We start from the raw sequence: 17,393 nt of genomic DNA, 5'->3' as shown, positions 1-17,393 counted from the left end.
CGGAGGCGGTAGGTTGTCGTGAGACGCGTGAGGCACGGGAGGACATCGGTGGACCGGACGCCGGGAAGGCGCGGGCAGGGCACGACGGACAACCCGGAGAGCGACAAGGGTTCCGTCGCCGTACCGGCGCAGACGTCGGCGGAGGGGCACCGCCTGCCGCCGGGCTACAAACTGCTCCGCCAGGTCGGCACCGGCCGCCACAGTGCCGTCCTGCTGTGTGCCGACGAGGCCACCGGCGCCGAGGTGGCCGTCAAACTGCTCGCCGTCACGGTCGAGGACGAGAGCACCCGGCTGGCCGCGCACTCCGAACTCCTGTCGGCGGGCGCCGCCGCCCGCCACCCCTGCTCCGTGACCGTCGAGGACGCCGGCTTCACCGCCGAGCACCGCCCGTACCTGGTGGAGCAGTTCTGCCGCGGCGGCAACGCGCAGGCCAAACTCACCAACTCCGGACCGTTCACCGTCGACGAGACGATCGTCATCAGCACCCGCCTGGCGCTGGCGCTGCACTCCGCGCACCGCCGCGGGGTGCTGCACCTGGACGTCCGCCCCGCCAACATCCTCTTCGACGAGAGCGGCGACGCGCTGCTCGCGGACCACGGCCTCGCCCGCGTCCTGCAGCGCTCCGCGCCGCGGCTGGGCACGGTCTTCGACCCGATGTTCGTACCGCGCGAGCTCTTCGGCTGGGAGAAGCCGGGCCCGGCGGCCGACGTCTACAGCCTCGGCGCGACGCTGTACACGCTGCTCAACGGCGAACCGGCGTACGCGGACGCGGGCCGCACCTCGTGGTCCGCGCTCTACGCGGAGGTGCTGCGGGGCGAACTGCCGTACCCCGCCCACCGGCACGACATACCGGACCCGCTGCTCATCCTCGTCCGCAGGATGATGTCGGCGAACCCGGAGGGCCGGCCGCCGCTCACCGAGGTGCACCGCACCCTGCGCGCGCTGCTGTCCCCCGCGTCCGCGTCGAAGGTGCCCGCGCTGGAACCGGAACCGGCGATGGAGTCGCCGCTGCCGGGCTGGGACCCGGCGGACGACCTGACGCCGGAGGAGCAGGCGGCCGTCGCGCAGGCGGGCGCGCGGGCCCAGGACGAGGCCAAGCGGCAGTCGCGCAGGCGCCTGCTCGCGGCGACCACCGCCCTGGTGGTGTTCGCCGCCGCGGGCACCGCGGCCACGCTGGTGCTGCGCGACCGCCACGGGAAGCCGGATCCGAAGGCCTCCCCCACCGCTTCGACGGCGCCGGGCCCGACGTCGAGCGCCGCCCCGGTGCAGGTGCCCGCGGACAAGCTGGCGGGTCTGATGCCGCAGAACGTGCAGGCCGTGAAGGCCAACGGAAACGTGCAGATCACCTGGAAGCCGCCGACGCAGGCCGCGCAGGTCGCCGGCTACGTCGTGCGGGCGGTGGTGCCGGGCGGCGGCGAGCCGCTGCAGAAGACGCCCAACGGCAATGAGCCCGCGGTGGTGTTCACGGCCGGGTCGGTGACGGCCGACACCTGCTACACCGTGAACGCGGTGATCTCGGTGGACGGGAAGTTCCAGTTCGCGCCGTCCAAGGAGTTGTGCAAGACGACCGGCTGACCACCCGGCCGCCATCCCCGATTACTTGATCTTCCTCAGGTCGCCGCTGGGGTGGCCGGCGGCCGCGTCGTTGGTGGTGTAGGTCAGCGTCGTGGCGTTCTTGAGGGTCAGCCGTTCCGCCGTGGCGCCCGGGGAGCAGCCGCTGGTCGCGCCCGGATCACCGGCCGTCGAGTCGAGGACCAGCACCTTCGTGGTCGCGGACACCAGCTTCCACGTACCTCCGCAGTGCAGGACGCCCAGCAGGTCCACACTGCTGTCGCCGACGTTCTCGCCGATCCGCCCCGCCTTGACGGTGATCGTCAGCACCCCGTTGGGGACGCCGTTGGTGGAGACGGTGCCGCCCTGCCAGGTGCCGATGAACGCGGCGGGCACGGCGTCGGTGGCCGCACCGGCGTCGGTACCCGTGGTCGTGCTCCCCGGTCCGCCCCCGTTGGTGCCGCCCGACGTGTCCTCCGGTCGGAACAGGAACATCACGGTCCCGGCGACGACGGCGGCCAGCACCGCGGCCAGCACCGCCGACAGGCGTCGGTGCCCGCGGCCCACGGCGGGTTCCGGCGCGTAGCGCGCGCCGGAACCCGCGGTGCGCGGCATCGCGTCGCGCGGCCCCGACGCCTCCATGCCGAAGGAGTGCGACGGCGCGGACGACGGACCGAACGTGCCGTAGGCCGAGCCGAGGGGCGTCCCCGACGGCGTCATCCCATAGCCCGGCGTCCCCCCGGGCAGCACGCCGGAGCGCGTCGACAGCGGGGCCGCGTCCAGGTCCAGCAGTTCGACCACGTGCCGGCCCAACTGCGCCATCAACGGCTCCGAGAGCCACCCCCGGCGCACGAGCGCGGCCGCGCCGTCGGGCGACAGCCGCGCGGCGAGCCGGGCGGGAGTGGGGCGGACGGCCGGCGCCTTCGCGAGGCAGGACTCCACGATGTCGCGCAACTCGTACGGCACACCGTCGAGTTCCGGCTCCTCGTGGGCGACCTTGTAGAGCAGCGAGGCGGCGCTGTCCCCGCTGAACGGGCCGTGTCCGGTCGCCGCGAAGGCGAGCACGGCGCCGAGGGCGAAGACGTCGGAGGCCGCGCCGAGCGGCCTGGCGAGCACCTGCTCGGGTGACATGTAGCCGGGCGAGCCGACGACCACCCCGCTGCCGGTGACGGACGCGCCCGCGGCGTCCATGGCGCGCGCGACCCCGAAGTCGATGAGTACCGGTCCGTCGATCGAGAGCATCACGTTGGACGGTTTGACGTCGCGGTGCAGCAGGCCGAGCCGGTGCAACGCGTCCAGCGCCTCGGCGAGTCCGGCGCCCAGCGTCCGCACCCCGCTCGCCGGCAGCGGCCCGAACTCGTCGACGGCCTGCGCCAGGGTCGGCCCCGCGATGTACCCGGTGGCGATCCACGGCACCGGTGACTCGGTGTCCGCGTCGAGCACCGGGGCGCTCCAGACCGCGCTCACCAGTCGAGCGGCGGCCACCTCACGGCGGAAGCGGGTGCGGAACTCGGCGTCCTCGGCGAGTTCGGGGCGCACCACCTTCACCGCGACCGTACGGCCGCCGGGGCTGCGGCCGAGGTAGACCCGGCCCATCCCACCCGCTCCGAGCCGTCCCAGCAGACGGTACGGACCGATCGACGACGGATCTGTCGTAGCCAACGGCTGCATCGGATCCTCCTCTGAGAGCGAGTGTGCCCCCGGGCGGCGGCCGTGACGCACGATGGGCCGCAGCGGTGATCCGCTGCGGCCCATCCGTTGCCGCTCGACGCGGTCGTGTCCCTAGGCCGTGTCTGACACATACCGGCGTCCGCCCGGAGGCGGGGCCCGGGGCGTCTGGTGCGTGCGATCGCACGGCGGAGGGTCGCCCCTGTACTGGACGTACCGGGGCGGGCCCGACAACGGGGGCCCCTCCCAGCGGTAGCTGGGGGAGAGCGCGCGTGCCAGGCGTCCCGGGCCAGGCGGGATGTGTCAGACGGGCCTAGTGCCCGAGGCCCTTGGCGAGCTCCTCGTCCGCGGACTGGAACGCCTGCGCGGCACTCTCGAGGAACTTGCCCATGCCTTCGAGACCCTCGATGGTCTTGGTGGCACCGGTGTTGAACTCGGTGTAGGACTGGTCGAACTGCTTCGAGGAACGGTCGGTCACGTAACCGCCGTTCACCAGGCCCTGAACGAACTTGTGCAGCGTGTTCAGCTTCTCCGTGATCTCGGTCTGGCCCGTCTTGAGCTTGGTGGCCGCGTCACGCATGTCCTGGTAGGTAACATTCACATTGGACATAGAGGAATACCTTCCATTGGCCTTGCCGCAGGGCCGACCCCCGTGGCCGTCGAGTCGCAGAGTGGTGCGATGTTCTGCGGGTGTGTCAGCTTACGGGTGAGGACGGCGCGGGCGCAGCCTGCGGTTCCCGGTAGCGGAACGTCGAGGTCACGGCGTCGAACACGTCGAAGAACGAGTCCGCGAGATCGAGTACGGGACTGCTGCAGGCGACCAGCGCGACCCGGTCCCCGCCACCCGGCAGCGGGATGAACGTCTGCATCAGAACGGTCCGTACGGTCCTGTTGTCACCGGGGATCTCGACGTCCTCGATCCCGTACGTACGGGCGGCGGTTCCGGTCTCCGGAATCTCCACCGTGGTCACCTTCCGCCACGGGTCCCCCTCGCGCCGGGCCGCCTTCTCCCGCAGCCCCGCCACGATCGACGCGGGATCCGTGGCCAGCAACTGCCCTTCGGGGGTCCGCGCTCCCACCAGCGACACGGTGACGGACGCGGTCAGCGGCACCCCGCCGAAGTTCTGCGCCATGCAGCCCACGTACACCGCGCCGCTGTCGTGCGCCTCGCGCGCCGCCCTGCGCAGGAACTTGGCCAGCACGTCGCGGTGTTCACCGAGCGCCGGGTTCTCCTGCACGCGCTGCGCCATCAGCCGCCGGATGCTCTCGTCCCGGCTGGCCGGGTGCAGATCGAACTCCCACCATGTCATCGGCACGGTGAGCGAGAAGCCCTCCCGCTCGACCGGCATCACCCGCGGAGTCGCACTCACTACTGTCCGCCCTCACCCTTCGCCGCCTTCGCCAGATCGTCGGCGAGTTGCTTGTCGGCCTTGCGGATCTCGCGCACCGCGGTGTTGGCCATCTTGGCCAGCCCCTCCAGGTGCCCGTCGATCTCGTTCCGGCCGTCCTTCCAGTTGTGCTCGAAGCTGTCCAGCGCGTCCGCGACCTTCCCGGAGCCGAGCTTCGCCTCGTAGGACTCGAAGAGCTTGCGCGTGCCGTTCATGGTGGTCCTTACCGCCTCGAGATCGGAGGCGAAGTCCTCCAGACCACCGAGATCCACCTTCAATCGGTCAGGACTGCCCATACTTCCCCCGTCGGTTCTGCGGCCGCCCGCCGCACGCGGCTCCCGCGTTCCATGCCGTCGATTCTCTCACTCCCGTCCTGTCGACCGTCAGGACACCTCTGGCCGTGGCCGCGGTTCCGCCTGATGCGGCCGGTGCGTTGTCAGCCGCTTGTTGCATGATGGTCAACAGCAAATACCAGTAGTGCTCAGTGGTGCAGGGGGACGGCAGTGGAACTCCAGCTCAGCGTGATCGACCCGGTCCGTGACGACCGTGCGGACATGCTGGTCGACGCCGACCCCGCGGCGCCCGTCGGCGCGCTGGCGGCGGAGATCGGCCGGATGCTCGGGCGTCCGGACGACGGGCAGGGGCCGCCGGCCCTGCACATCAACGGATTCCAGATCGACCCCGAACTGAGCCTGGACGCCTCCCCGGTGCGCGACGGAGCGGTGGTCAGCGTCGCCGCGCCCGACGCCTGCCCGGCGCCCGACGCGCAGGGGACGGTGGAGGTGCGGATCGTCGGCGGTCCCGACGCGGGTGGCGTGCACCGCCTCGGGCCCGGCGTCGCCGTCGTCGGCAGCGGACCCGAAGCCTGGATCCGCCTCAACGACCCGGCGCTGCCGCACTCGGCGGTGGAGGTGGACGTCGCGGTGGACGGGACGGTCACGGTCCACCCGTCCTTCGGCAGCTCCGCCACCATCGACGGCAATCCGCTCACCGACGCGAGCCCCTGGCGGCCGCGCAGCGTCGTCGCCGCCGGACAGACCCTGCTGGAACTGAGCCTGCCGAGCTTTCCCGACACCGCCCTCAAGCCCTCCGAGGACGGCACCGGGCTCGATTACAACCGGCCGCCGCGCATCACCCCGCCGCCGCGCGCGACCAACTTCCAACTGCCGAGCAAGCCCAAGCAGTCCGAGAACCGGCCCATGCCGTGGCTGATGGCGATCATCCCGCTCTTCGGCGCGGTGCTGATGGCGATGATGATGCACCAGCCGCGCTTCCTGTTCATGGCGGTGCTCAGCCCGGTCGCCATGGTCGGCAACTACATGAACGACAAGAAGCACGGCAAGAAGTCGTTCCGCCAGACCACCGCCGACTACGAGACGCACAAGGAGTCGATCGAGCGGCAGGCCCGCAAGGCCATGGCCGCCGACACCGCCGCCCGCCGCACCCAGGCCCCGGACCCGGCCGAGGTGCTGGTCGCCGCGACCGGGCCCAGCCAGCGGCTGTGGGAGCGGCGGCGCTCCGACCCGGACTACGGGATGCTGCGCGTCGGCACCGGAACCCTCCCCACCGAGGTCCAGGTCTCGGACCCGGCCCAGGAGGAACACAAGCGCAACGAGGCCCGGAAGCTGTCCGACGTCCCGGTGACCGTCCCCATGCAGCAGCACGGCGTGCTCGGCGTCGCCGGGCGCGGTGAACTGCCGCGCGCCATCGGCCGCTGGCTGGTCGCCCAGGCCGCCGCCCTGCACTCCCCCGCGGACCTGCAGATCTGCGTGCTCACCGACCCCAGCGGCCGGGAGGGCTGGGAGTGGGTGCGCTGGCTCCCGCACGCCAGGGCCCGCGAGGGCCAGTCGGCGCTGGCCCTGATCGGTACCGACGCCGACAGCGTCGCCCGCCGCATCAGCGAGCTGCTCGCCCAGGTCACCTCCCGCCAGGACGCGGCCCGCGAGGCCGGCACCCAGTCCAACCAGGCCTGGGGCGGCCCGACGATCCTCGTCGTCCTCGACGGCTCCCGGCGGCTGCGCGCGCTGCCCGGCCTCACGCAGGTGCTGCGCGACGGCCCACGTGTCGGCATCCACCTCATCTGCCTGGACGCCGACCGCCGGCTCCTTCCCGAGGAGTGCCGCGCGCTCGTCGAGGAGGACTACTACGGGCTGCTGCAGGTCTCGATGGCCGGCGTCGAGCCGGTCTCCGGTGTACGGCCGGACTGCGTGACCGCCGCGTGGGGCGAGCAGATGGCCCGCGCGATGGCCCCGATCCGCGATGTCAGCGGTGACGAGGGCTCGGCGCTGCCGGACTCCTGCCGGCTGCTGGACGTGATCGAGATGGAGCCGCCCACGGCCGGCGGGATCGCCGCCCGCTGGAGCATGGGCGGCCGCTCCACCCAGGCCGTGGTCGGCTCGTCCTTCGACGGCGCGTTCGCCATCGACCTGGTCCGCGACGGGCCGCACGGGCTGGTCGCCGGCACCACCGGTTCCGGCAAGTCGGAGCTGCTGCAGACCATCGTGGCCTCGCTGGCGGTCGCCAACCGGCCGGACGCGATGACGTTCGTCCTCGTCGACTACAAGGGCGGCGCGGCCTTCAAGGACTGCGTGAAGCTGCCGCACACCGTCGGCATGGTCACCGACCTCGACACCCACCTGGTGGAACGGGCCCTGGAGTCGCTCGGCGCCGAACTGCGCCGCCGTGAGCACACGCTGGCGGCAGCCGGTGCCAAGGACCTCGAGGACTACATCATCGCGATGCGCACCAACCCGGGGCTCGCGGCGATGCCCCGGCTGCTCATCGTCATCGACGAGTTCGCCTCCATGGCCCGTGAGCTGCCCGACTTCGTCACGGGCCTGGTCAACATCGCGCAGCGAGGGCGCTCGCTCGGTATCCACCTCATCCTCGCCACCCAGCGCCCCTCCGGCGTCGTCTCCCCCGAGATCCGCGCCAACACCAACCTCCGCATCGCGCTGCGCGTCACCGACGCCAGCGAGTCGTCCGACGTCATCGACGCCCCGGACGCCGGATACATCGCCAAGTCCACCCCGGGCCGCGCGTATGTGCGGCTCGGCGCGTCGTCGCTGCTGCCGTTCCAGTCCGGACGCGTCGGCGGCCGGCGGCCCGGCCAGGTCGCCACCAAGGCCCCCGCGCCGTGGACCGTGCAGATCGGCTGGGACGGCCTCGGCCGCCCGGTTCCGGAACGCCCGTCGGGTCCCCGCACCAACGACGACGACCTGCTCACCGACCTCGCCGTCCTCGTCGAGGCCATCCAGGGCGCCAACGAGCAGCTGGGGCTGGCGCCGCAGCACAGTCCGTGGCTGCCCGCGCTCACCGAACGCATGGTCATCGACGAGCTGGAGGCCCCGGTCAACGCCTCCCGCGACGGGCTGCTGCCGGCCCCCTACGCGGTCGACGACCTGCCGAGCGAGCAGGCGCGGCGTACCGCCTCGATCGACCTGACCACCTTCGGCCACCTGATGATCGCGGGGGCCCCGCGCATGGGCCGCTCCCAGGCGCTGCGCACCATCGCCGGCTCGCTGGCCCGCTCCAACTCCTGCGCGGACGTACACCTCTACGCACTGGACTGCGGGAACGGCGCGCTGCTGGCGCTGTCCTCGCTGCCGCACTGCGGCGCCGTGGTTCGTTCCAACGAGGCGGACCGCGCGGTCCGGCTGATCGGCAAGCTCGCCGCCGAGGTGCAGCGCCGGATGGCGCTGCTCGGCGAGGGCGGCTTCACCGACATCAACGAGCAGCGGACGGGGGTCGCCGAGGCGGACCGACTGCCGCACATCGTGCTGCTGCTGGACCGCTGGGAGGGCTTCACCCCCTCGCTCGGCGACCTCAACAACGGCTCGCTGACCGACACGATCTTCCAACTGATGCGCGAGGGCGCGTCCGTCGGCATCCACGTGATCATGACGGGTGACCGGTCGCTGCTGCTCGGCCGGATCTCCACCCTCACCGAGAACAAGATCGCGCTGCAGCTCAGCGACTCGGGCGACCTGTCCCTCATCGGCCTCAACCCGCGCAAGATCCCCGCGAAGATCCCGCCGGGCCGGGCGTTCCGCGCCCAGGGCGCCGTCGAGACGCATGTGGCGTTGCTCGCCGAGGACCCCAGCGGCCAGGCCCAGTCCGCGGCCCTGCACGCCATCGGCGCCGCGGCCAAGGACCGGGACGGCTCCGTACCGCGCTCCCGCCGGCCGTTCCGGGTCGACGTGCTGCCCGCCCGGATCGGGTTCGAAGAGGCGTGGGAGATGCGCGACCCGCAGGAGCAGCAGTCCCTGCGCGGCGGCGGCCGGCTCTGGTCGATGGCGGCCATCGGCGGCGACCAGCTGACCGTGCTGGGCCCGAACCTCGCCGAGGGCACCCCCGCCTTCGTCATCGCGGGTCCCGCCCGCTCCGGGCGCAGCACCGCGCTCCTGACGATGACGCGCTCGTTCCTCACCGCGGGCACCCAGATCATCCTGGCCACCCCGCGCCGCCAGTCGCCGCTGCGCCGCCTCAAGCACGCCCCGGGCGTCGTGGGCTTCTTCGGCACCGACGACATCGGCTCGACGGAGCTGCAGGAGGCGCTGTCCCGCTTCGACGGCCCCGGCGTGATCATCGTGGACGACGCGGAGCTGCTGCGGAACTGCGACGCGGGGGACGTCTTCCAGTCCGTGGTGCGCAACGCGACCGGCAAGGAGGTCGGCCTGGTCATCGCGGGTGACGCGGAGGACATCTGCAGCGGCTTCGGCGGCTGGCAGGTCGAGATGAAGAAGGCCCGCCGCGGCCTGCTGCTGTCCCCGCAGAACATGTCGGACGGCGACCTGGTCGGCGTCCGACTCCAGCGCGGCTCCATCGGCCAGGCCGTCCAGCCCGGCCGCGGCCTGCTGCACCTGGGCGACGGCGAGATCCGCACCGTCCAGGTCCCCCTGACCGCCCTGTAGGGGCGGACGCAGCGGCCGTGCGGCGGGGACGGGCGTCAGAGCAGTTCGACGCGCGCCTCCGCGGGGAACCCGACGCGCCGGGCGAACTCGGCGATGCCGGCGAGCTGCCCGGCCCCGAGGGAGAAGTCGAGTGTCGTGAAGTACCTGCTCAGCAGCTCGGAGTCGAAGGCCTCCCAGCGGGCGGCCTGCTCGGCGACCTTGTCGACCTCCTCCAGCGACAGGTCGCGGGAGGCGAGGAAGGCGCGGTGCACCTCGCGGACGGCCTCGGGCTCGCGGGCGAGGTAGTCGCGGCGGGTGGCCCAGACGGCGAAGACGAACGGCAGCCCCGTCCACTCCTTCCACATCTGGCCCAGGTCGTGCACCTGCAGGCCGAGCCGCGGCGCGTCGTGCAGGGAGGCCCGCAAGGCCGCGTCGCCGATGAGAACGGCGGCCTGCGCCTCCTGCATCATCAGCGACAGGTCGGGCGGGCAGCTGTAGTAGTCGGGTGTCACCCCGAACCGCTCGGTGAGCAGCAGCTCGGCGAGGCGCACCGAGGTCCGGCTCGTGGAGCCGAGGGCGACCCGCTGGCCGTCGAGCTGGTCGAGCGGCAGCTGGCTCACGATGACGCAGGACATGACGGGGCCGTCGCAGCCCACGGCGATGTCCGGGAGCGCCACGAGTTCGTCGGCGTGCCGCAGGTACTCCATGAGCGTGACGGGTGCGACGTCCAGGTCCCCGCGCACCAACTGGGCGCTGAGTTTCTCGGGGGTGTCCTTGGTCAGTTCCAGGTCGAGAAGGGCTCCTGTCCTGGCAAGCCCCCAGTACAGGGGCACGCAGTTCAGGAACTGGATGTGGCCGACCCTCGGACGGGTCCGGCCGCTTTCGGCGTCAGGTGCAGATTTGTCCACATCAGGAGGCTAGTCCTGGTCCTTGCGGATCTTGTGGGCGGGCGGCGGAACAGCCCCTGGGAGGACCGCCGGGAAGGCCTCGAAAGGCCGATCTTGAGACCCTTCCCCACCCCTGAACCTGCGTGCTACTCTCCTCGCAAGTTGCAGTTTGGTTTCCCTTGCAGTACAGAGCCTGCGGAGCATGTGACCCCGTAGGCTTTTGTAGTTTTCAGACTTCGCAGTTGCAGGTTCTGGAGCAGGGCAACCCTTTGGGCCCAAGGAGGGCTTTATGGCTACCGGAACCGTGAAGTGGTTCAACGCTGAAAAGGGCTTCGGCTTTATCGCCCAGGACGGCGGGGGCCCCGACGTCTTCGTTCACTACTCCGCGATCAACGCAGCTGGGTTCCGCTCCCTCGAGGAGAACCAGCAGGTCAACTTCGACGTCACCCAGGGCCCGAAGGGCCCCCAGGCGGAGAACGTGACCCCGGTCTGATCGTCTGATCGCCGAGTCGCCTGAAAGCAATGCCAAGGAGCCCCGCACGGTCGTGCGGGGCTCCTGCCTTTCCCGGCTACCGCACGCTCGGCCCCGCCGCCGCGTAGAGCGCGTCGATCCGGTCCCGGTACCGCTCCTCGACGACCGAGCGGCGGAGCTTCAGCGTCGGCGTGAGCTCGCCCGCCTCCACCGACAGGTCCTCGTCGAGGATCACGAACGCCCGGATCCGCGCCGGACGGGCGACCTGCTCGTTGGCCGCGTCCACCACCTCCTGCACCAGCGCGTGCACCGCCGGGTGCCGGGTCGGCCGGGCGCCCAGCACCTGCTTGGTGCGCGACGCCCAGCCGATGATCTCGTCCGGGTCCAGCGTGATCACCGCGACCGGGTACGGACGGCGGTCACCGATCATCACCGCGCGGGACACGTAGCGGGACTGCTGGATGGCGAACTCGATCCGGGTCGGGGTGAGGTTCTTGCCGGCCGAGGTGATGACGATGTCCTTCTTGCGGCCGGTGATCGTCAGATAGCCGTCGGCGTCGAGCGCGCCGAGGTCCCCCGTGTGCAGCCACCCGTCGGAGTCCAGCGTCGCGGAGGTCGCGTCCGGGTTGTGGTGGTAGCCGGGGAAGACGTTGGCGCCCCTGGCGAGTACCTCCCCGTCGTCCGCGATGCGCACCTCGCACCCGTCGATCGGCCGGCCGACCGTGCCGTGCCGGAAGTCGGAGGCGTGGTTGACGGCGATGACGCCACCGGACTCCGTCATGCCGTACCCCTCCAGGACGCCCAGGCCGCAGGCCCGCAGGAAGGCCATGGTCTGCGGGGCGATCGGCGCGCCCCCGGTGGTCGCCCAGCGCAGCCGGCCGCCGAAGGCGGCGCGGACCAGGCCGAACAGGGCGGCGTCCGCGACGTCGTAGGCCTCGCGCAGCTCCGGCGGCAGCTCCTCGTCGCGTTCCCGCAGCTCCGCCGCTCGCACGCCGAGGGCGACCGCCGCCTCGAACCGCTCCCTGCCGCCCTCCTGCGACTCCGCGAGCGCCAGCACCTGCGCGTGCACCTTCTCGAACAGCCGTGGCACGGACGGCAGATGGGTGGGCCTGACCTCCGTCAGTTCGGCGACGATGTTCTCGATCCGCCCGCCGAAGAAACACAGCGTCCCGCCGACCAGCAGCGTCGTGAACTGGATCAGCTGGGCCAGCATGTGGGCCAGCGGCAGGTACAGGTACGTCGTGTCGCCGGGAAGGCCGCCGTCGACGTGCGGCACGGTGGCGTCCTGCACGGCGCCGAAGTTGCCGTGCGTGAGCCGGCAGCCCTTGGGCATCCCGGTGGTGCCGGAGGTGTAGACGATGGACGCCACGTCCTCGGGCTTGCGCGCCTCGGCACGGGCCAGCAGTTCGGCGAGCAGCTCGTCGTCGAGCGGGGCCGCCTCCGACGCCTTCTCCGCCGCCGCGCCATCCGCCAACCCGTCGAGGGCGGCCAGCAGCACCACCCGCCGCAGTTCCGGCAGTCGGTCCCGCAGCCGCTCCACCTTGGCGGCCTGCCGGTCGTCCTCGCAGAGGATGATCGAGGCGCCGGAGTCCTTCAGCACCCAGGTGACCTCCTCGTCGCCGGCCGTCGGATAGACCGGCACGACGACGGCGCCCGCCGCCAGCGCGGCGAGGTGCGCGTACGTCCACTCCGGCCGGGTCTCGGACAGGATCGCCAGCCGGTCACCGGGTTCGACGCCGAGGGCGACGAGCCCGCACCCGGCCCGCCGTACGGTGTCGCGCAGTTCCGTGTAGGTCACGTCGCGCCAACCGCCACCCGCGCGGAAGCGCAGTGCGGGACTGTCGCCGTGCCGTTCCGCCGCCCACTGCGCCGTCAACGCCAACGTCCCTGGCCGATCGGTCTGCGGTGCCATGGTGCCCATCGCGCGCCTCCCTTGGTCGTGTAGCCCTGACGCTATGAAGCACGAGGCCGCACGAAGATGACACGAACCGTCACACGGGTTGACCCTGCCGCTCAGCTGCACCACCGTTGAGTGTCATGGGCACGCATACGATCACGGTGCACCGGGTCAGAGCGGCGTTACGCGGTGCCCAGCGCCTCGGCATCGACACCGCCCCGCTGCTGCAGCGGGCCCAGATCGCGCCCCTGCTGCTCGGCGACGACCGGGCCCGCGTCACCGACGCCCAGTTCAGCTGCCTCGTCAGGGAGTTGCACCAGGCCACGGACGACGAGTTCCTCGGCCTCGGTCCCGCGCCCAGTCCGCGCGGCTCCTTCGCCATGATGTGCTGCACGGCGCTGGGCGGCCGTGACCTGGGGGCCGCGCTGGACCGGGCGGTGCGGTTCTACGGGCTCTTCCCGAGCGGCCCCGCCCTCGCCGTCCACACGTCGGACGGCGTCGCGCACTTCAGGGTGCGCGGCGATCTCACCGACGACCCCGACCACTTCCTCGCCGAGTGCCTGATCGTCATCTGGCATCGCCTCTCCAGCTGGCTCGTCGGCAGCCGCATCCCGCTGCTGCACGCCGAGTTCGCCTATCAGGCGCCGCCGCACCGGGCCGAGTACGACCTGCTCTTCGGCTGCCCGGTCCGCTTCGGCGCGGAGCACACCGGCGCCGCCTTCGACGCGCACTGGCTGGGCGCCCCGCTCATCCAGGACGAGACGGCGCTCGGCGAACTGCTGCGCCGGGCCCCCGCCGACCTGCTCAGTCGGCGCGACTACGGCACCACCGTCACCGAACAGATCCGCCGCACCATGACCCGCGCCCTGACCACCCGCACCCGGCTGCCGGAGGCGCCGGAGATCGCGGCGCGGCTCGCGGTCAGCCCCGCGACGCTGCGGCGCCGGCTGACGGCCGAGGGAACGTCCTTCCAGCAGCTCAAGGACTCGGTGCGCAGGGACGCGGCAATCGCCGGGCTCCGCGAGGGGCACGAACCGATCGCCCACCTCGCGGCGCGGCTCGGCTTCTCCGAGGACACCGCGTTCCACCGCGCCTTCCGCCGCTGGACCGGGACCACCCCCGGCGCGTACCGCCACGCGGCCCTCGGGACGCACCCGCCCGGTGAACGCGGGCCCGTGCCCAGGAACCCCGGTGAACCCGAGCCCGTGCACAGGGACCCCGTGGAGCCCTCGCGGCCCGGCAGTGCGCCCGCGGAGTAAACCCCGGCGGGCGTGCGATTCCGGGTCAGCAAAGCTGAGCGACGTGGTCAGCGCCTGACCTACCGGTAAGTCACTACGGTCCCCATACCCCCCCACCTTCCACCGTATCGATGGGAGCCGCAGTGCAGAACACCGTACGACGCATCCGGCACACCGTTCCCGCGGCCCTGGCCGCCCTCGCGCTGACGACCGCGCTGACCACCGCGGCGGCCCCGGCCTCGGCGACGACGCAAGCCGAAACCGCTGCCACCGCCGGCCGGCCCGGCGACATCGTCAGCGCCCAGCCGAGCCGCTTCATGCCCAACCCCCTCGTGCCCACCGACACCAGGGCCTGGAAGATTCTCTACCGGTCCACCACCGCCACCGGCGCACCCACCACCGTCTCGGGCACCGTCCTCGTCCCCCGCGACGGCCGGACCGGGCAGCGTCCCCTCGTCACGTACGCCGTCGGCACCGTCGGCCTCGCCGACGACTGCGCGCCCTCCGGCGGCTTCCCCACCGGGACCGCCTCCGAGGGCAGCCTCATATGGCAGGCGCTGCTGCGCGGCTGGGCCGTCGCCGTCACGGACTACGAGGGTCTCGGCACCCCCGGCACCCACACGTACACCGTCGGCCGGGCCGAGGGACAGGCCATGCTCGACGCCGCCCGCGCCGCCGAACGGCTGCCCGGAACCGGCCTGAACGCCGGCACACCCGTCGGCATCATGGGCTACTCGCAGGGCGGCCAGGCCTCCGCTTGGGCCGCCGAGATACACGGCTCCTACGCACCCGACCTGAACGTCCGGGGCACGGCCACCGGCGGCGTCCCCGCCGACCTCCTCAAGGTCGCCGACTACAACAACGGCGGCGTGGGCGCGGGCCTGATCCTCGCCTCGGCCGTCGGCCACGATGCCGCGTACCCGGCGCTCGACCTCGCCCAGTACCTCAACGACAGGGGGCGGGCGCTGGTCAACGTCGTCCGGACGCAGTGCGTCGCCATCGACGCCATCGCCGGGCTCTTCCAGCGCATCGACCAGGTCACCACCAGCAACCCGCTCGACCGGCCCGACTGGCAGAGCGCGCTGCGCGCCGACGCGCTGGGCACCCGCGGGCCCGACGCCCCGGTCTACCTCTACCACGGCGTCGTCGACGAACTGATCCCCTACGCCGTGGGGCAGCGGCTGCGCTCCGACTGGTGCGCGAGGGGCGTCGACGTCCAGTGGCAGTCCATGCCACTCGGCCACATCACCGGAGCCATCGCGGGATCCCCCTTCGCGATGGAGTGGCTCGCCGACCGCTTCGCCGGCCACCCCACGGCGGGCAACTGCTGACCGGATCGGCCCCCGCCCGTCGCCGGCCGGACCGGTCCCCCGGTTCGGCCGGCGTCGGGACGCCACCTCTCACGTCACCGCTTGCGGTAGATCTCGTCGATCTCCTTGGTGAAGTCCCGGGCGACCGCCGCCCGCTTAAGCTTCATCGACGGCGTCAGATGCCCTGAGTCCTCCGTGAACTCCACCGGCAGCACCCGGAACCGCCGTATCGACTCGGCCCGCGACACCGACTCGTTCGCGTCGTCGACCGCGTGCTGGATCTCCGCGAGGAGTTCCGGGTCCTCGACGAGCTGCGCCGTCCTGACCCCGTCCCGGTGGTGCATCCGGCGCCAGTGGCTGAGGCCGTCGGGTTCGAGGGTGATGAGCGCGGCCACGTAGGGGCGGTTGTCGCCGACAACCATGCACTGCCCGACCAGCGGATGGGCCCGCAGCCGGTCCTCCAGCGGGGCCGGGGCGACGTTCTTGCCGCCGGCGGTGATGATGATCTCCTTCTTGCGGCCGGTGATCGTCAGATAGCCCTCGGCATCGAGCGCACCGAGGTCGCCGGTGGCGAACCAACCGCCGTTCACCGGGTGGTAGGCCCCGACCCGGCCGTTCCAGTAGCCGCCGAACACCATGCCGCCGCTGAGCAGCACCTCGCCGTCGTCGGCGATCCGGACGGCCGCGCCCGGCAGCGGCCACCCGACGGTGCCGAGCCGGGGGCGCAGCGGCGGGGTGACGGTGGCGGCGGCCGTGGTCTCCGTCAGGCCGTACCCCTCGAAGATCGTGACGCCCGCGCCCGCGTAGAACGCGGCGAGACGACGGCCGAGCGGCGAGCCGCCGCAGATCGCGTAGCGGACCTTGCCGCCGAGGGCGGCGCGGATGCGCCGGTAGACGAGCGGGTCGTAGAGCGCGTGGGCGGCCCGCAGCCCGAGCGAGGGCCCGCGCCCCGCGCCGGCCTGCTGTGCCTCCAGTGCCTCGCCGAACCGGCGCGCGATGGCGGCGGCGCGGTCGAAGGAGGACGCCCGGCCCATCGCCTCGGCGGTGGCGCGACCGGTGTTGTAGACCTTCTCCAGCACGTACGGGATCGCGAGCAGGAAGGTCGGCCGAAAACCGGCGAGGTCGGCCAGCAGTTCGTCGGTGGCGATGCTGGGGGCGTGCCCGAGCCTGACCCGGGCCCGCAGGCAGCCGACCGCGACCATCCGGCCGAAAACGTGCGACAGCGGCAGGAAGAGCAGCGTCGAGGCGGGCTCCGCGCTCACCGACGTGAAGACGGGGTGCAGCAGCTCGATCGCGTTGTCGACCTCGGCGAAGAAGTTGGCGTGCGTGAGGATGCACCCCTTGGGGCGTCCGGTGGTGCCCGACGTGTAGATGAGCGTGGCGACGCTGTCGGGCCCGATGTTGGCGCGCCGGCCCTTCACGAGGACGTCCGGCAGCTCCCGCCCCTCGGCCATCAGCTGCGAGATGCCCCCCGCGTCCAGCTGCCACAGGTGCCGCAGCCCGGTCAGTCGGCGCCGCTGCCCGCTGATGAGCCGGGTCTGCTCGACGCTCTCCACCGCGCACGCCACCGCGCCGGAGTCCGCGAGGATCCAGGCGGCCTGCGAGGCGGAGGACGTCGGGTAGATGGGGACGGTGATCAGTCCCGCGGCCCAGGCCGCGAAGTCCAGCAGCGTCCACTCGTAGGTCGTCCGCGACATGATGGCGAGCCGGTCGCCGGGGCGCAGCCCGGAGGCGATCAGCCCCTTCGCCACGGCGACCACCTCGTCGCGGAAGTCCGCGGCGGTGATGTCGCGCCACGCCCCGCGCTCGTCCTTGCGGCTGAGGACGGCCTCCTCCGGCGCCTCCAGGGCGTTGCGGAACGGTATGTCCGCGAGACTCCCCTCGCTCTCGGCCGGTACGAGTGCCGGCACGGAGGCCTGCCGCACCGACCCGCCCTCTACGACGAGATCCGGCTCCACGGCGACGAGTTGGGTCGGTATCGGACTCTTACGGGACATCAGGGGCTCTCCTGGTTCGCGGAATCGTACGGCGGCTCGCGCTACGCGGATCGGCGGCGGTCAGGGCGGCGGTGACGGTTCGGAGCGTTGCGG

General features: G+C 72.3%; 12 protein-coding genes. 5 read left to right on the top strand and 7 right to left on the bottom strand.

Annotation, left to right across the window (positions count from 1 at the left end; genetic code table 11):
* Positions 1–48: 48 nt before the first annotated feature.
* Entirely contained in the window at positions 49–1,575 is a 1,527-nt protein-coding gene (locus tag M2266_RS20785; RefSeq protein ID WP_277439547.1) for a serine/threonine-protein kinase, read from the top strand.
* 21 nt (positions 1,576–1,596) lie between these two features.
* Here M2266_RS20785 and M2266_RS20780 read toward each other — a convergent pair whose 3' ends face one another.
* The 4 genes from M2266_RS20780 to M2266_RS20765 all read right to left on the bottom strand — a co-directional run bounded on the left by M2266_RS20780 (position 1,597) and on the right by M2266_RS20765 (position 4,879).
* Complete coding sequence (locus M2266_RS20780) at positions 1,597–3,222, bottom strand: serine/threonine-protein kinase (RefSeq protein WP_277439546.1); 1,626 nt, start codon at positions 3,220–3,222, stop codon at positions 1,597–1,599.
* 310 nt (positions 3,223–3,532) lie between these two features.
* The gene (locus M2266_RS20775; RefSeq protein ID WP_277439545.1) at positions 3,533–3,829 is read right to left on the bottom strand and encodes a WXG100 family type VII secretion target; all 297 of its coding nucleotides are present in this window, start codon (positions 3,827–3,829) and stop codon (positions 3,533–3,535) included.
* 85 nt (positions 3,830–3,914) lie between these two features.
* The gene (locus M2266_RS20770) at positions 3,915–4,568 is read right to left on the bottom strand and encodes a hypothetical protein (protein WP_277441285.1); all 654 of its coding nucleotides are present in this window, start codon (positions 4,566–4,568) and stop codon (positions 3,915–3,917) included.
* Positions 4,569–4,588: 20 nt separating this feature from the next.
* Positions 4,589–4,879, bottom strand: a complete 291-nt coding sequence (locus tag M2266_RS20765; protein ID WP_277439544.1) for a hypothetical protein — start codon at positions 4,877–4,879, stop codon at positions 4,589–4,591.
* Positions 4,880–5,110: 231 nt separating this feature from the next.
* Here M2266_RS20765 and M2266_RS20760 point away from each other — a divergent pair, with 231 nt between their 5' ends.
* Positions 5,111–9,520, top strand: coding sequence for an FtsK/SpoIIIE domain-containing protein (locus M2266_RS20760; RefSeq protein WP_277439543.1), 4,410 nt, complete (start codon positions 5,111–5,113; stop codon positions 9,518–9,520).
* 35 nt (positions 9,521–9,555) lie between these two features.
* Here the strand turns inward: M2266_RS20760 and M2266_RS20755 are convergent, their stop codons facing one another.
* Positions 9,556–10,407, bottom strand: a complete 852-nt coding sequence (locus M2266_RS20755; RefSeq protein WP_277439542.1) for a menaquinone biosynthesis protein — start codon at positions 10,405–10,407, stop codon at positions 9,556–9,558.
* 268 nt (positions 10,408–10,675) lie between these two features.
* Between M2266_RS20755 and M2266_RS20750 the strand changes: the two genes are divergently transcribed.
* Positions 10,676–10,879 carry a cold-shock protein gene (locus M2266_RS20750; RefSeq protein ID WP_014144190.1) on the top strand — a complete coding sequence of 68 codons (204 nt, stop codon included), beginning with the start codon at positions 10,676–10,678 and terminating at the stop codon, positions 10,877–10,879.
* A 76-nt stretch (positions 10,880–10,955) separates the two neighbouring features.
* On the opposite strand, the gene M2266_RS20745 is transcribed toward M2266_RS20750, so the two are convergent.
* A complete protein-coding gene (locus tag M2266_RS20745) occupies positions 10,956–12,779 on the bottom strand; it encodes a long-chain fatty acid--CoA ligase (protein WP_277439541.1) in 1,824 nt (607 codons plus the stop codon).
* A 116-nt stretch (positions 12,780–12,895) separates the two neighbouring features.
* Between M2266_RS20745 and M2266_RS20740 the strand changes: the two genes are divergently transcribed.
* Together M2266_RS20740 and M2266_RS20735 are read left to right on the top strand one after the other, a co-directional pair.
* Complete coding sequence (locus M2266_RS20740; RefSeq protein WP_277439540.1) at positions 12,896–14,014, top strand: AraC family transcriptional regulator; 1,119 nt, start codon at positions 12,896–12,898, stop codon at positions 14,012–14,014.
* Positions 14,015–14,124: 110 nt separating this feature from the next.
* Positions 14,125–15,324, top strand: coding sequence for a lipase family protein (locus tag M2266_RS20735; RefSeq protein ID WP_277439539.1), 1,200 nt, complete (start codon positions 14,125–14,127; stop codon positions 15,322–15,324).
* Between the two features lie 74 nt (positions 15,325–15,398).
* Here the strand turns inward: M2266_RS20735 and M2266_RS20730 are convergent, their stop codons facing one another.
* The gene (locus tag M2266_RS20730; RefSeq protein WP_277439538.1) at positions 15,399–17,300 is read right to left on the bottom strand and encodes a long-chain fatty acid--CoA ligase; all 1,902 of its coding nucleotides are present in this window, start codon (positions 17,298–17,300) and stop codon (positions 15,399–15,401) included.
* Positions 17,301–17,393: the final 93 nt, after the last annotated feature.

This window comes from Streptomyces sp. SPB162 (genome assembly GCF_029504575.1).
In the GTDB taxonomy this organism is placed as follows: domain Bacteria; phylum Actinomycetota; class Actinomycetes; order Streptomycetales; family Streptomycetaceae; genus Actinacidiphila.
The sequence above is the reverse complement of the archived record's forward strand: the minus strand, read 5'-3'. Positions and strand labels throughout refer to the sequence as shown.